Below are 13,902 nucleotides of genomic sequence, written 5' to 3' on the forward strand. Positions count from 1 at the left end.
ATCGAGCATGCTGGGATGATCCCGCTAACTCGAACTGTGCCGCGCCAACGATCGATCCTATCGGTTGGGCCGCGCAGCCTCGATCTCCAGCCAGAGCCGGGCCTCGCCTCCCTGCAAGAGGCCCAGCTTGGGGCTTCACCCCAACTGCCGAGCAAACAGTCAACCCAGCTGCTGACCCAATTGCTTACTCGTGGCCTGGCGGCCCTATTGCTCGCCTTGATCAGCCTTTATCGCCAGTGGATTTCGCCCTTGCTGGGGCCCCGCTGCCGTTTCATTCCCAGTTGCAGCGCCTACGGCCTCGAGGCGATCAGCCGCCATGGGCCCTGGTGGGGCAGCTGGCTCACCCTGCGCCGGCTGCTGCGTTGTCATCCCTTCAGCGCCTGCGGTTGCGATCCGGTGCCCGATTGATGCTCTCCTCCTCCTCTTCCCCCGCTTGGCCCTCTTCCTCCCCCGGGCTCCCTGTTTTGCTGCTGCTAACCCGTAAGGGGTGCTGTTTGTGTGAGGGACTGGAGCAGAAGTTGCGCGCCCTCGATCCTCCGCTGGCGCTGGAGACGATCGATGTGGATGGTGATCCCGCCCTGCAGGCCCGCTTTGGGCTGGAGGTGCCGGTGCTGCAGGTGCGCTCCGGCCAGGGAGATCGGCAGCTACCCAGGGTGCCGCCCCGGCTGGCTGGATCCAGCTTGCAGGTTTGGTTGCAGAAGCACGGTTTTTCCAGCCAGGACGCTTAGATAGGCCCCAGTTTTACTGACGACGCCGTGACCCAGCTGCTCCACCCAGTCCTGCAGCAGGTGGGTTTGGAGGTGCCTGCGGGCGTGGCCAACGGGGAGTTGAGCGGCATCAGCTGTGACTCGCGCCGCATCGGGCGGGGCACTTTGTTTGTGGGGCTGCCTGGCACCCAGGTGGATGGGGGCTGCTTCTGGCCCCAGGCCCTGCAGGCCGGTGCGGTAGCTGCGGTGATTAGCGAGGCCGCGGCGGCCCTTCAGCCGCCTGGGCCAGGCGATGCTGTGCTGGTAGCGCCTGAGCCGCTGAACCGCTGGGCCGGAGAGCTGGCGGCTGCCTTCTGGTCCCAACCCAGTCGCCGGCTGGCCCTGATTGGGGTCACCGGCACTAATGGCAAAACCACCACCACCTATTTGATTGAGCATCTGGCGGTTTCGTCAGGCAGGCCTTCGGCCCTGTTTGGCACCTTGGTGAACCGCTGGCCAGGCCACAGCGTGACGGCCCAGCACACCACGGCCTTCGCCGATCTGCTCCAGGCCCAGCTTGCCCAGGCCGTTGAGGCCGGTGCCCAGATCGGTGCCATGGAGGTGAGCTCCCATGCTCTTGATCAGCAGCGGGTGGCTGGCTGCCACTTCTCCGGTGCCGTGTTTACCAACCTCACCCAAGACCACCTCGACTATCACCCTTCGATGCAGGCCTATTTCGAGGCCAAAGCGCGGTTGTTTGCGGAGCCGCTGCTGGCTGGGGGGGCGGTGGTGAATGGCGACGACCCCTGGGGCGCCCAGCTGGTGAGCCGTCTGGGTAAAGCCTGTTGGCGCAGCTCCCTGGAAGATCCCAGCGCCGAGCTGTTCATCCGCGATTTGCAGCTGGGGGCAGGCGGCGTGCGCGGGGTGCTGCAGACGCCGGCGGGTGAGGGGACATTCCACTCACCCCTGCTGGGTCGTTTCAACCTGATGAACCTGCTGCAGGCGGTTGGTGCCCTGGTACAGCAGGGCGTCCCCCTGGCCCAGTTGCTCGAGGGGCTGGCCAGTTTCCGCGGTGTGCCTGGACGCATGGAGCGGGTGGTGGTGGGTGACGGCGGCGGCGACCCGGCCGTGCTGGTGGATTACGCCCACACTCCCGATGGCCTGGCCAATGCCCTGGCTGCCTGCCGCCCTTTTACGAAGGGGCGTCTGATCTGCGTGTTTGGCTGCGGCGGCGACCGCGACCGCAGTAAGCGCCCCCAGATGGGAGCGATTGCAGCCCAGCTGGCTGACCAGCTCTATGTGACCTCCGACAACCCCCGCACCGAGGATGCCCAGCAAATCCTGGCTGATGTGACTGCCGGCATTGCCCCTGGAGCATCCATGCAGGTGGAGGCCGACCGGGCGGTAGCGATCGCCGCCGCCATCGCCGCGGCAGCACCTGGGGATTTGGTGCTGATTGCCGGCAAGGGCCATGAGGACTACCAGATCCTCGGCACCACCAAGGTTCACTTCGACGACCGGGAAGAGGCGGAGAAAGCCCTGCGCCGACGGCGGGGCACTTAGCGGCTGAATTCTTCGTGAATGCTCCCAGTGTCTTGTTTCCGTAAGGTGCTCCCGATAAACTTCGATAGTCTTATAAATCACATTTGTGACAGCCTCTATTCCAATGGGCAAGAAGCTTCTTGCTGAAGGCTTCGGTACTTTTTGGCTGGTGTTGGGAGGGTGCGGTAGTGCCGCAATTGCGGCTAATTTCCCGTATCTCACTGGCGCAGATATTGCTCCGGGCAACCCCTTTGGACTTGGCTTCCTTGGCGTGTCGCTTGCCTTTGGCCTCACGGTGGTAACAATGGCCTATGCAATTGGGCACATCTCTGGTTGTCATCTCAATCCGGCGGTGAGCTTCGGCCTTTGGGCCAGCGGACGAATGAAGGGTTCGGAGTTGCTGCCTTACATCGTGGCTCAGGTGATCGGCGGCGTTCTGGCCGGAGGCTTTATCAAGCTTGTGGTGGCTGGTGGCCCTGCTTTTGATTTGGTGATGGCTGGTAGTAATCCGCTGGCTACAAATGGCTGGGGCACCCATTCACCAGGTGGCTATGGCTTTTGGGCAGCTTTGATCGTGGAGCTAGTGCTCACCTTCTTCTTCCTATTGGTGATTATTGGTGCCACTGATCGCCTGGCGCCCTCTGGCTTTGCTGGCCTTGCTATTGGCCTCACCCTGGCGCTGATTCACATGATCAGCATCCCGGTGACTAATACATCAGTTAACCCTGCGCGTAGCACCGCAGTGGCTGTTTGGGCCGGAGTGGAAGCGATGGGTCAGCTCTGGTTGTTCTGGGTGGCGCCAATCGTGGGGGCCTTGCTGGCTGGTTGGGTTTATCGCAATGTGTTCAGCGACCAGGCTTCCTGATCGCAATTAGATTTAGGCAAGCTTGATCTAGAGAAGGGGCGGAAGCCCCTTCTTTTTGTTCGGAGTTGGGAGCTACTCAGAGGGCTTGCAAAGCTCTAAGTAGCTGGTCAATCTCGGCTTCGGTGCTGGTGATGTGGGTGCAGGCCCGCAGGCAGTGGGGATCGTCGAGGCTGCGTAGCCAGATGCCTTGCTCACCCAGGCGCTTCACCACCATTTCCGGATCTTCCCCGCTGATCTCAAAGCTCACCAGCCCCGCTGGTGGCGGCACCTCCAACAGCGTGCGGGCGCGCGGGTTTGCCTGCAGCCCTTGCCAGAGATAGCCGCTGCGCTGCTGAATCAGGGCCAGGCGCTCTTCGGCTGTGCCTTCCGCTTCCATCAGTTGCAAGGATTGCTCAAGCCCTGCGCAAAGGGGTACGCAGGAGGTGGCCACTTCAAAGCGCCGGCTGTCGGTGTGAAATTCGCTCTGGCCGCTGGCTTCGTGGCTGAGACTGCGCCAGCCGATCAGGGTTGGTCTGGCCTCGCGCACCACCCGCTCCGATAGGGCTACTGCTCCCAGTCCTTCGGGGCCGCAACACCACTTGTGGCCGGTGCAGCCGTAGATGTCAGCGGCGGCTGCGGCGGCTTCGATGGGAATGGCCCCAAGGGATTGGGCCCCGTCCACCAGCAGCCAGGGATGCTTGGGGTGTGAGCTGAGCTGGCTAGCTACCGCGGCAATCGGCATCACCTGGCCCGTATTCCAGAGCAGGTGTGAAAGCACAACCAATCGGGTGGCGGGGCTGAGCTGGCGATCCAATCGCTGCAGCACCTGCTTGTTTGTGTCATCGGCAATGCCGCGTAGATCCGCCACCGGCAAGGTGGTGAGCACAAGCCCTTGTCGGTGGGCTAGTTCGCGGCAGGCGGCTACCACCCCAGGATGCTCGCAGTCGCTGATCAGGAGTTCGTCGCCTGCCTGCCAGGGCAGGCCCCAGAGCGGCAGTACGCAGCCACTGGTTACGTTTTCGCTGAAGGCCAACCGGTGCGCTGGCACGCCAAACCAGCCAGCCAGGTGCTGACGCAGCTGGCTGGTGGTCTGTTCCACAAAAGGCCATACCGCGCCGGTAAATGGGCCCAGCTCCTGGATGCTGCGCCAGGCGGCGGTGATGGCCTCGAGGGATGAGCTCGGCAAGGGCCCCTGGCCGCCGTAGTTGAAGTAGGTCTTGTTGGCTAGGGCGGGTAGCTGGGCGCGGAAATCAGTTGGCATCAGGAGCGTTTATTTGCTCGGATCCTGGCATTGCATTGACGACCGGTCGATTGATCCGTATAAGGATGAATAGTTCAACCTATGAATTGTTGGCAATGCCAATTCCAGATCTGTCAGCGCTCTTGGTCTCCACGATTGTTCCCTTTGTTTTGAAGCTGGTGGGGGCTGTAGCCCTCTGGATCGCTGGTGGCTGGCTGATTCAGCTGGCTATGCGCATTATGCGCAAAAGTTTGCGTCATAGCAGTCTGGATGTGACGGTTGTTGGCTATCTGATCAATATCCTCGCTGCGGTTTTGCGAGTGATCCTGGTGGTAGCGATACTCGGCTTCTTTGGTATTCAGACAGCCAGCTTTGCTGCCCTGCTTGCTGGTGCTGGCGTAGCAATCGGGGCGGCCTGGAGTGGCATGCTCGGTAACTTTGCGGCTGGTGTATTTCTGCAGATCTTCCGACCTTTCAGTGTTGGTGACTTCATCACAGCTGCCGGCATCACCGGCACAGTGGAGGAAATCGGCATGTTTGTTACCTCGCTGCTAGCGCCAGACAATGTGCGCAACATCGTGCCTAATGGCAAGTTGTTTGGTGACACCATCCAGAATTATTCGGTCCATGGTTACCGTCGTGTTGAGCTAGTGGCCCAGCTCGACAATTCCGCTGATGTAGGCCGTGCCATTGCCCTGCTTAAAGAAGCCATCAAGCAGGTGCCTAATCAGTTTGCTGGCATGGAGGCAGACGTCGAGGTGCTCGAGTTCAGTGAGCGTGGTCCCCGGTTGGCGGTGCGCCCCTACACCCACACCAGCAACTACTGGCAGGTCTACTTCGACACCAATCGCATGATCATTGACGTGCTTGGTGCCAATGGCTTCCCCGTGCCCAGGATCCCGCTGGCGATGGGCGCTAACTAGAGCACCTGGCCAACCATTACGGCGGCGATTGCTGAAAAAAGCGTGATGCCCAAGGCGGTGAGTGGGTTCTGGCCCTGAGCCACCGCCACGGTGGTCACGATCCCTGCCCCAAGGCAGGCCACCGCCAGTTGGCTAAGCAGTTCAGGGCGGCTGTTTGGGGTGGGGCTCACGGATGCTCGGGCGGCTTGGGCCAGAACGTAGAGGTGAATTCCCTTTGATTCCTGGCCTAACGCCGAGGTTGTTACCTGACGTCGGAGTTCGTTACGCCTCGACATCAACCTCACCTTTCCCTAGCCGCGGGAAGCGGGCCTGGCCCGGCCGCCGCTGGCCCAGGCCTGCAGCGCCTCCAGTTGTTCCCGGGCGGTGCGCGAAAGGGGCACCACCTGGCTAGCGGCAGCGATGAGGTCGGCTTCGCCGAATTCCCGCTGCTCGGCGAAGGCCAGGTGCATGGCCTCGATCACGGTCTGCTCCAGTTCGGCGCCTGAGAATCCCGCAGTCCGATCCACCAGCACTTCCAGGGTGATGCTGTGCTTTGGCCGGCGGCGACGCAGCTGCAGATCAAGAATGGAGCGGCGCTCGTCAGCGCTGGGCAGATCCAGCAGGAAAATCTCGTCGAAGCGGCCCTTGCGCAGCAGTTCGCCTGGCAGCTTGTCGACGCCATTGGCAGTGGCCACCACAAATACGGCGCTGGTTTTCTCTGCCATCCAGGTGAGGACCGTGCCCAGCACGCGCTGGCTGGTGCCCCCATCACTGCGGGAATCTCCCCCAAAGCCTTTGTCGATCTCATCTATCCAGAGCACGCAGGGCGCCATCGCCTCCGCTCGCTGGATCATGTCTCGGGTGCGGGCCTCTGAAGCCCCCACCAAGCCGGCGAACAGCCGGCCCACATCCAGGCGCAGCAAGGGCATGCTCCAGCTGTGGGCTATTGCCTTGGCAGTGAGCGATTTGCCGGTGCCCTGGGGGCCCACCAGCAGCACGCCCCGGGGAAGGGGCAGGCCGTAGCGCATGGCTTCTTCGCTGAAGGCCATGTGGCGCTGCTCTAGCCAGTGCTTGAGGGCTTCGAGTCCGCCGATATCGGCGGGGCTGGCCTCGCTCGGGCAATACTCCAGGAGCTCGCTCTTGGCGATCGCCTGACGTTTCTCCTCCAGCACCTCGGCTAAGTCCGCCTCCCCGAGTTGGCCACGCCGCGCCAGGGCCCGGGCAGCTAGCTGGCGCACCCGCTGCTCGCTAAGGCCGTGGCAGGCGGCGGTGAGCTGTTCGCACACGGCCGGTGCCATCGGGTAGCCACTGGCGCCAGCAATCGTGCTGAGCAGTTGACGTATCTCTTCGGCACCAGGCAGGGGTAGATCCAGCAGGGTGATGCTGTCTTCCAGTTCCCTGGGAATGGCCCAGTCGGGGGCGGTGATCACCAGGGTGCGGGGGGCCTGGCGCAGGCTCGAGGCCAGGTTGCGTAGCCGGCGGCAGACACCGGCGTCTTCGCAGTAGCGGTGAAAATCGCGCAGCACCAGCAGGGCCCCCTGCTCGGGCGGCAGGGTATCGAGGCAGGCCAGGGCCGCCATCGGGTTGCGGGTGGCCTCGCCACTGCGGTTTGGGGCACCGCTCAACCCATCAATGAAGTCCCAGCGCAGCAGGGTGCGGCCGCCCAGTCGTTGGGCGGCTTGTTCCAGCAGGCCATCAACCCGTTCCTCCTCAAGGCTGCGGATCCACAGAATCGGCGTGCGGGCCCGGATCAGTAGATCGAGTTGGTCGGCCCAGCTGTCGGTCACGGAGGGAGGCTCAGGGGTTCAGGCCCTGCAGGGCGCTCCAGCGGGAATCGATGCCGGCGCCGTCGCTGCTCCAGGTGGCCGGACCGGGGCAGTCCTTGCCGCAGTGGTTAACGATGGGTAGCAGCAGGTTTAGTTGCTCAAATATCCAGTGTTCTGGATCGAAATTGCCCCTGGGATCGAGCTGCTCCATCAGACCGCTGTCGTCAGCCTCGCCCTCCATTGCCATCGAGTCGGATGGGATTGGGGCCGGTTCGCCGATCCAAAGCAATTCTTGGTTGCTGGCGAGGAGGGGATGGTTGAAGTGCTGGAGGCAGCGGTCGCAGCAGAGGGTGACGATCGTTTCTGCTTTGCCCACCACCTCCAGCACGTTGCCTCGATGGTTGGCGTGCAGTTGGCCTCGCACCGGTGTGAGGCTGGCTAGACCCTCAATGGTTTGGTCTATTTGCCAATGGCGCCCAGCTTCCAGGTGCCGCAGATCCGAAAGGGGAACCGGCCGAAGCCGCTCCCCGAAAATCTGATCAGAGTGCTCTGGCTGGGGTGAACTGGACACGGGTCACTTCTTGCCCTTGGGTTCGAAGGGCAGGCGACCGCCACTGGCTGACACAGTCACGGGTTGCTGCGCCATTTGCTGGTCAAGGATCGCCTGCAGGTTGTCGGGCAAGGCTTCGCGGCTGAGCAGGAAGGTCTGCAGGGCCTGGAAGATGTTGGCCACCACCATGTAGAGCAGCACCCCAGCCGGCAGGGGGAAGAACAGGAACATGCCTGTGATCATCACCGGGGTGATCTTGTTGGCGGTGGATTGCTGAGGATTGGCGGGCATGCCCATGCCAGAAAGGATCTGGGAGGCAAACAGGCTGGCGCCGAAACCTGCCACCAGGATGGCGATGTCCCAGTTCACGGCGCCATCGGTCATAAAGCCCACCTGGCCGAGAGCTTTGATGAACAGGAAGCCGCTGCGGGCTGCCAGGCCGGGGATCTTGGCCTCGACTGTGGCGTCGCCGGTGCCTAGGGCAGTGATCGTGCCATCAGCTGCCACGCTTACGACGCCTTCTCCCTTGGTCACGCTCCAGGCCGGCGTGTAGGCGTCGCCATGGTCAATGCCCTGCAGCACCGAAGCAAAGCTCGAGCCGTCTTTGGTGTGCAGCTTCACCTGGGCTGAATCACCCACTCCCAGCTTGGTGCCGCCTTCGAGGCTGGCGATCACCGGCACGTGGGTGGTTTCGGTAACGAAGATCGAGTGGCTCGGGCTGTTGAAGGGTTTGGGTTCGACTGCGGCGATTTGCTCAGCAGGCAGCACCTTGAGGTTGAGGGTGTAAGGCACATCCGCGAAAGGTGAGCCCCGCAGGGTGGCGAACAGGGCAAACAGGATCGGCATCTGCACCAGCAGGGGCAGGCAGCCAGCTAGGGGGCTGCCGAACTCCTTCATCAGCCCGCCCAGCTCCTCCTGCTGCTTCTGGGGGTTGTTGGCGTATTTGGCCTTGATCTCGGCCTGCCGCTTCTGCATGGCGGGCTGGGCGATCCGCATGCGGCGGGCGTTGCGGATCGAGCCGGCGCTGAGCGGGAACAGGGCCAGCCGGATCACCACGGTGAGGGCGATGATTGCCAGGCCATAGCTGGGCACCAATCCGTAGAAGAAATCGAGGATTGGGAGCAGCAGGTTGTCGGAGATGTAGCCGATCACGGCAGAGGGGCTCTCGGGGTAGGGGGGCTCGTGGGCTCAGTGTGACTGATGGTCTAGGCGGCCATGCCCTTGGGTGTGGACCTTTTGGCTTGGCGGCGCTCCTCGATGTAGGCCTCGAGGTCACGGAACCCAGGCACTGCGCGCATCTCGAGCTTGGAGCCGTCGTTGAGCACCAGCACCATGTCGCCCCAGAGGCCGAAGCCGCGGGGCACACTGCGCACCTCCCTGATTTGGCTGTACACAACCTGGGTGCGGTCGCGCCCCAGCCAGCCACCATTTACCTCGATCCGGCGACTGGTGATCCGGAAACGCAGCCAAAAAGCCCGCACGATCGCTCCAATGGCGAAAGGAATGCCGATGAGGGTGAGCCCGAGCACCAAATTGAAGATCAGGTCTCCCTTGGCGGGTCCACCTTCGTAGAAAACGCTTTCCTCAATGGAGGTGGCGGCGGCAGTGCTCATCGCGTCAGGCCTGCTTGGTGAAGAAGTTGACTGCATTCTCCCAGCAAGACCTGGGGGCATTGCTCAGCGCTACCGGGTTTGAGGCTGAGTAGGAGCCAGAGGCAGCGCTGGCCATCGCCGATTTGCTGGGCAAGTAGGTGCTCGTGCAGGAGCCGGCGCAGGCGATTGCGGCGCACGGATCGTTTGTGCACCTTGCTGCTGATCACAATTCCGCAGCGCCAAGTGCTGGCCGGACTTGCCTGCTGCTTGGCAGGTAGGAGTTGGGGCAGGGCGTCCAAAACGCGGAGCAACAAAAAAGGGCCGTGGGTTTTGCGGCCCTTCTGATACACACGGTCAAACACCCGTTGCCCCTTAAGCCGGTGGCACTGGGGCAGGGCCAAGGCTCTTAAACGGCGAGGCGGGCCCTGCCGCGGCGGCGGCGGGTGCGGATCACGCGGCGGCCTGTGTGGCTGCGCATGCGCACACGAAAACCAGATACGCGCTTGCGCTTACGACTCGTTCCTTCAAGGGTGCGCTTGGTCATGGCTGGCTCTTCGCTGCGCTTATTGCGTCGGTAATGGGCGTAAGGGCCAACCTATCAGGCGGGGTTGGCGCCGCTCGGGCTCAGTGTCTATGCCGCTCAGTTGTTAGGCGGATCGATCTGAATCAGCCAGCTGCCCAGGTAGCCGGCCATCGGCACGTCGCCGGGGGCTTGGGCCAGGGCATTGAACTGATACATGCCGATGTTGAAGGGATTGAAGATGTTCATGTACACCCCGATGGTGCCGGTGTCTGGCACGGGGGTGTCTGGGAAAATCTCTATGGCACCGCCATCGGCAGATACTTCGATCGTGGCTGGGATGGTCTCCTGGCACTTGGTGCGAGACATCATGCCGCCTTCACTCATCTTGCAGAGCTTGACACGCTTGGGATCAATCTTGGTGTCAAAATAACTTGGGACGCTGATACTTAGTTTTAGAATTGCCGTCTTGCGATCTTTTGGTCTGAGTATCAAGTAGTACTCCGAGCGCTTGAGGCGCTGGGTGTCGGTCATAAAGAAGTAGAGCTTGCGGTAGTCCTTGGTGTTGTCCCAGCGGAACTCCATCAGGCTGGGCGTGCCCTGGGCCAGGCTCGGCTGGAGACTGGTGCTAAGCGCAACTGCTCCAGTAACGAGTGCGGCGCTGGCGGCCAGGGCCGGGAGGGCGAGTTGGCGGCGAAGGCGAGGGAAACCCATCAGGGCTGCACCAATAAGTCATTTGATTCTCAGCAGGGAGCTGCTGCCCCGGTGCCCGGGGTGGCCGGCCCCAAAGGTGGCGGCGGGCCTATGGCTGAGCCCGATCTGGTCGCAGGCCAGCTGCCTCGCGCAGGTAGGGGTGCATCGGGGTCTGCTGCGGTTGTAGCCAGGCATGGGCCAGCAGTCGGATGCAGCGAGGCAGATCGCCCGCTACTTCCATTTGCTGGCAATCGAGCAAAGCCACCTGGTCCCAGCCCGGCTGGCGCCTGGCGATGGCCGCCGGAAAACAGGCATCCAGATCCCGGGTTACGGAAAAGGTCACCGACACCAGCTGCTCTCCCTGGAGTCCATTGCGCTCCATCAGGGCATCCACAAGCTCCTTGACACAGGCCTGAATCGCCTCGGTGCTGTTCGCCTCGGCGGTGGTTGCCCCGCGTAGGGCCCGCAGCACAAAACCAGCATTCATGGCCTGTAGAGCCACAGGGGTTGACCGCTCCAGGCCAGTTCCATGCTGAAGCTCTCGATCAGCTGGCGCAGTTGGCTGCGGCCGGGCAGTACACCGCCAAAGCGTTTAGGCGGGCTGCCAAAGGTTGTTGGGCGGGTTTTCTCAGGGTCGAGGCCAGCCAGCTCAGCGGCCAGTCGCCTGGCCGTCTCCTCATCACCGAGCACATCTACTAAGCCCAGCTCCAGGGCTTGGGCGCCGCTGAACACCCGGCCATCGGCGAAGCCGCGCACCGTCTCTTGGTTAAGCCCCCTTCCCGTTGCTACAGCCTCCACAAACTGGTGGTAGCTCGAATCAATCAAGCTCTGCAGCAGCTTGCGTTCCCCTTCGCTGAGAGCGCGATCCGGCGAAAGAATGTCTTTGTAGAGGCCGCTCTTGACGGTTTCAAAGCTCACGCCCACCCGCTCCAGCAGTTTGGAGAGGTTGTTGCCCCGCAGAATCACGCCGATCGAGCCTGTGATCGTGCCTGGGTTGGACACAATTTTTTCGGCGGCAACTCCGATGTAGACCCCGCCTGAGGCGGAAATGTTGCCGAAGCTGGCCACCACCTTGCAGCCCTTTTCTCGCAGGCGCATTAGGGCGCTGTAGATCTCCTGGCTGTCGCCCACGGTGCCGCCGGGGCTATCAATGCGCAGCAGAAGAGCAGGGCACTCCCGTTGCTCCACCTGGCGCAGGGCCTTGAGCACCCGGCTGCGGGTGGGGCCGGCGATTGGTCCTTCGATGGCAATGCGCGCCAGGGTGCGACGGGTCTTGCGGCGCCAGGGCCAGGGCATTTGGGATAGGTGAAGTGGTTGGATCTTAAAAACAAAGCCTTCGCCGGCCAGGAAGCCCATGCCCCAGGCCCTGCGATGGCCCTTGATGTTGCTCCCTTTTGCGCTGTGGGGCACGGCGATGGCGGCGATGCGGCCCCTGCTGGAATCCAGCAGTCCCCTGCAGGTGGCAAGCCTGCGGCTGCTGCCAGCGGGGGTTCTGGTGCTGCTGGCAGCCCTGTTGCTGGGCCGATCCCTGCGGGTGGCTGCCGTTGATTGGCCCTGGTTGCTGGCCTTTGCCCTGGTGGACGGCAGCCTCTTCCAGGGGCTACTGGCCCGGGGCCTGGGCCAGACCGGAGCGGGCCTGGGTTCAGTACTTATTGATTCCCAGCCCCTGCTGGTGGCCCTGCTGGCCCGCAGTCTGTTTGGGGAGGCGATCAATCCGGTGGGCTGGGTGGGCCTGCTGCTGGGGTTGCTCGGCATCCTTTGCCTGGGCTTGCCGGCACCGGTGCTGCGCCACTGGTGGCTCGATGGTCCCGTCGCCCTTGGCGAACAGGCCTGGAGCCATGGGGAGCTGTGGATGCTGGCGGCGGCGGCGGCGATGGCCATCGGCACGGTGCTGAGTCGCTACGCCAGCCGACAGAGCGATCCGGTGGCAATTACCGGCTGGCACCTTCTGCTTGGTGGCCTGCCGCTGCTGGGCGGGGTGGCCTGGGAGGGGGCCCTACTGCCCAGCTGGAGCCTGGGAGAATGGGGATTGATGGCTTACGCCACCGTGCTCGGCAGCGCCCTGGCCTACGGCCTCTTCTTCTGGTTTGCCAACAGTGGTGACCTCACGGGTTTCACCGCTCTCACCTTCTTAACTCCCGTCTTCGCCCTGCTCTGCGGGGTTTTGCTGCTTGATGAGCAGTTGCAGCCGCTGCAGTGGCTCGGGGCCCTGCTGGCCTTGGTGTCGGTGCTGTTGATCAACCGGCGCCAGCAGCTCTGGCGCGGTACCTCCCTGCTGGAGCAGCCGTGATGCGGATCCTGGTGGTGAGTACTCCGGTGGGAGCCCTGGGCAGTGGCCGCGGCGGCGGTGTGGAGCTGACGGCCTGTGCACTGGTAGCGGGGTTGTTGGCGCGGGGCCACCGGGTGACGGTGCTGGCGGCCGAGGAGTCGGTGTTGCCCACCTCCTGCCTCGCCGCCGAACTTTGGACCTGTAGCGGCAGCTCCCAGGCCAGCGCCCAGCACCAGCAGCGCAGTGCCGCGATCACGATGCCGGCCAATGGCCTGCTGCAGGCCTTCTGGCGGCGGGCGCTGTTGGAGGGGCCTGGGGCCGGCTTTGAGGCGGTGATCAACCTGGCCTACGACTGGCTGCCTCTCTGGTTGACCCCCCTAGCGCCCCTGCCCCTGTTTCACCTGGTGAGCATGGGTTCGGTGAGTGACGCGATGGATTTGGCGATTGCCGAGCTGGCGGCTTGGGATCAACGGCGCCTCGCTTTTCATACCCGCGTGCAGGCGGAGGATTTTCGTTTGCCCCAGGCGCCGGTGGTGCTGGGCAATGGCTTTGACCTAGACGCCTACGGCTTCTGCGCCGAGCCTGAGCCGCTGCTCGGCTGGGCCGGCAGGGTGGCGCCGGAGAAGGGGCTGGAGGACGCGGCGGCGGCGGCGGCCCAGCTGGGGTTACCCCTAGCGGTGTGGGGTTTGGTGGAAGACCAGGCCTATGCGGCAGCTGTGGAGGCGTCGGTGCCGGCTGGCACCCTGCAGTGGCGGGGTTTCTTGCCCACCAATCAGCTGCAGCAGCAGCTCGGCCATTGCCAGGCCCTGCTGAATACCCCCAAGTGGAATGAGGCCTACGGCAACGTGGTGGTGGAGGCGCTGGCCTGCGGTGTGCCGGTGGTGGCCTATCGCCGCGGCGGCCCCGGCGAGCTGGTGCAGCACGGTCTCACTGGCCTGCTGGTGGAGCCGGATGATGTGACGGCCCTGGCGGCGGCGGTGGCGCAGGTGGGCGCTATCGAGCGTCGCGCCTGCCGGGCCTGGGTGGAGGCCAACGCCACGCGGGCGGTGCTGGCGGAGCGGGTGGAGGCGTGGTTGCTGGCGGGGTTGAGCTGACTGAGATGGGGCATTCACGGCCATGCGGCAGGTGAACCGTTTGTGATCAGCTAGCCGCCGCCGAGATCGCCGATCTGTTTGATGGCGGTTGGTAGGAACTGCCAGGTCCGGCTTGCCACCAGCGGTCGCACGTCGCTTCAGTACGTTGAATGCTTCGGCAAAACGCCCTCTGCCACAGCGCTTAACGCCAGATCTGCTAAGCGC

The 13,902-nt window shown here is 63.5% G+C and carries 18 protein-coding genes; 7 read left to right on the forward strand and 11 right to left on the reverse strand.

The features are described 5' to 3' along the window. The first annotated feature begins 144 nt into the window (after positions 1 to 144). From yidD to aqpZ, 4 genes are all read left to right on the forward strand, one after another. Positions 145 to 408, forward strand: coding sequence for a membrane protein insertion efficiency factor YidD (gene yidD, locus KBY99_RS01195; RefSeq protein WP_254996950.1), 264 nt, complete (start codon positions 145 to 147; stop codon positions 406 to 408). Further along, positions 408 to 728: a glutaredoxin family protein gene (locus tag KBY99_RS01200; RefSeq protein WP_254996817.1), complete on the forward strand. Its 321-nt coding sequence runs from the start codon at positions 408 to 410 to the stop codon at positions 726 to 728. Before yidD ends, KBY99_RS01200 begins: the two co-directional genes overlap by 1 nt. Before the next feature lie 27 nt (positions 729 to 755). Then, on the forward strand, positions 756 to 2,249 hold the full coding sequence (locus tag KBY99_RS01205) for a UDP-N-acetylmuramoyl-L-alanyl-D-glutamate--2,6-diaminopimelate ligase (RefSeq protein ID WP_254996818.1): 1,494 nt from the start codon (positions 756 to 758) through the stop codon (positions 2,247 to 2,249). Between the two features lie 103 nt (positions 2,250 to 2,352). Beyond that, the gene (aqpZ, locus tag KBY99_RS01210; RefSeq protein ID WP_193486053.1) at positions 2,353 to 3,093 is read left to right on the forward strand and encodes an aquaporin Z; all 741 of its coding nucleotides are present in this window, start codon (positions 2,353 to 2,355) and stop codon (positions 3,091 to 3,093) included. Between the two features lie 76 nt (positions 3,094 to 3,169). Here the strand turns inward: aqpZ and KBY99_RS01215 are convergent, their stop codons facing one another. Further along, the gene (locus KBY99_RS01215; RefSeq protein WP_254996819.1) at positions 3,170 to 4,333 is read right to left on the reverse strand and encodes an aminotransferase class V-fold PLP-dependent enzyme; all 1,164 of its coding nucleotides are present in this window, start codon (positions 4,331 to 4,333) and stop codon (positions 3,170 to 3,172) included. A 122-nt stretch (positions 4,334 to 4,455) separates the two neighbouring features. Here KBY99_RS01215 and KBY99_RS01220 point away from each other — a divergent pair, with 122 nt between their 5' ends. Then, the gene (locus tag KBY99_RS01220; protein ID WP_241518059.1) at positions 4,456 to 5,235 is read left to right on the forward strand and encodes a mechanosensitive ion channel family protein; all 780 of its coding nucleotides are present in this window, start codon (positions 4,456 to 4,458) and stop codon (positions 5,233 to 5,235) included. Here KBY99_RS01220 and KBY99_RS01225 read toward each other — a convergent pair. The 10 genes from KBY99_RS01225 to sppA form a co-directional block, all read right to left on the reverse strand. Beyond that, positions 5,232 to 5,405, reverse strand: a complete 174-nt coding sequence (locus KBY99_RS01225; RefSeq protein ID WP_254996820.1) for a hypothetical protein — start codon at positions 5,403 to 5,405, stop codon at positions 5,232 to 5,234. The two genes, KBY99_RS01220 and KBY99_RS01225, sit on opposite strands and share 4 nt — an antisense overlap. A gap of 120 nt (positions 5,406 to 5,525) precedes the next feature. Beyond that, a complete protein-coding gene (locus KBY99_RS01230; protein ID WP_106501421.1) occupies positions 5,526 to 7,001 on the reverse strand; it encodes an AAA family ATPase in 1,476 nt (491 codons plus the stop codon). 10 nt (positions 7,002 to 7,011) lie between these two features. Beyond that, the gene (locus tag KBY99_RS01235) at positions 7,012 to 7,551 is read right to left on the reverse strand and encodes a YceD family protein (RefSeq protein WP_254996821.1); all 540 of its coding nucleotides are present in this window, start codon (positions 7,549 to 7,551) and stop codon (positions 7,012 to 7,014) included. A gap of 3 nt (positions 7,552 to 7,554) precedes the next feature. Beyond that, a complete protein-coding gene (gene yidC / locus KBY99_RS01240; RefSeq protein ID WP_254960872.1) occupies positions 7,555 to 8,682 on the reverse strand; it encodes a membrane protein insertase YidC in 1,128 nt (375 codons plus the stop codon). A 53-nt stretch (positions 8,683 to 8,735) separates the two neighbouring features. After that, positions 8,736 to 9,143 (reverse strand): PH domain-containing protein, encoded by a 408-nt coding sequence (locus KBY99_RS01245; protein WP_254996822.1) that lies wholly within the window; start codon positions 9,141 to 9,143, stop codon positions 8,736 to 8,738. Further along, on the reverse strand, positions 9,140 to 9,523 hold the full coding sequence (gene rnpA, locus KBY99_RS01250; protein ID WP_254996823.1) for a ribonuclease P protein component: 384 nt from the start codon (positions 9,521 to 9,523) through the stop codon (positions 9,140 to 9,142). Before rnpA ends, KBY99_RS01245 begins: the two co-directional genes overlap by 4 nt. A gap of 5 nt (positions 9,524 to 9,528) precedes the next feature. Beyond that, positions 9,529 to 9,666 (reverse strand): 50S ribosomal protein L34, encoded by a 138-nt coding sequence (gene rpmH, locus KBY99_RS01255; protein WP_006170261.1) that lies wholly within the window; start codon positions 9,664 to 9,666, stop codon positions 9,529 to 9,531. A gap of 96 nt (positions 9,667 to 9,762) precedes the next feature. Next, positions 9,763 to 10,356: a DUF2808 domain-containing protein gene (locus tag KBY99_RS01260; RefSeq protein WP_254996825.1), complete on the reverse strand. Its 594-nt coding sequence runs from the start codon at positions 10,354 to 10,356 to the stop codon at positions 9,763 to 9,765. A gap of 88 nt (positions 10,357 to 10,444) precedes the next feature. Beyond that, positions 10,445 to 10,822 carry a chorismate mutase gene (gene aroH, locus KBY99_RS01265; RefSeq protein WP_254996828.1) on the reverse strand — a complete coding sequence of 126 codons (378 nt, stop codon included), beginning with the start codon at positions 10,820 to 10,822 and terminating at the stop codon, positions 10,445 to 10,447. Beyond that, the gene (gene sppA, locus KBY99_RS01270; protein ID WP_254996830.1) at positions 10,819 to 11,631 is read right to left on the reverse strand and encodes a signal peptide peptidase SppA; all 813 of its coding nucleotides are present in this window, start codon (positions 11,629 to 11,631) and stop codon (positions 10,819 to 10,821) included. The genes aroH and sppA overlap by 4 nt, the downstream gene beginning before the upstream one ends. Positions 11,632 to 11,689: 58 nt before the next feature. Between sppA and KBY99_RS01275 the strand changes: the two genes are divergently transcribed. Together KBY99_RS01275 and KBY99_RS01280 are read left to right on the forward strand one after the other, a co-directional pair. Then, complete coding sequence (locus KBY99_RS01275; protein ID WP_254996833.1) at positions 11,690 to 12,625, forward strand: DMT family transporter; 936 nt, start codon at positions 11,690 to 11,692, stop codon at positions 12,623 to 12,625. Beyond that, a complete protein-coding gene (locus tag KBY99_RS01280) occupies positions 12,625 to 13,698 on the forward strand; it encodes a glycosyltransferase (protein WP_254996835.1) in 1,074 nt (357 codons plus the stop codon). Before KBY99_RS01275 ends, KBY99_RS01280 begins: the two co-directional genes overlap by 1 nt. The last annotated feature ends 204 nt before the right edge of the window (positions 13,699 to 13,902 follow it).

This window comes from Cyanobium sp. Maggiore-St4-Cus (assembly GCF_024345615.1).
Lineage (GTDB): Bacteria > Cyanobacteriota > Cyanobacteriia > PCC-6307 > Cyanobiaceae > Cyanobium_A > Cyanobium_A usitatum.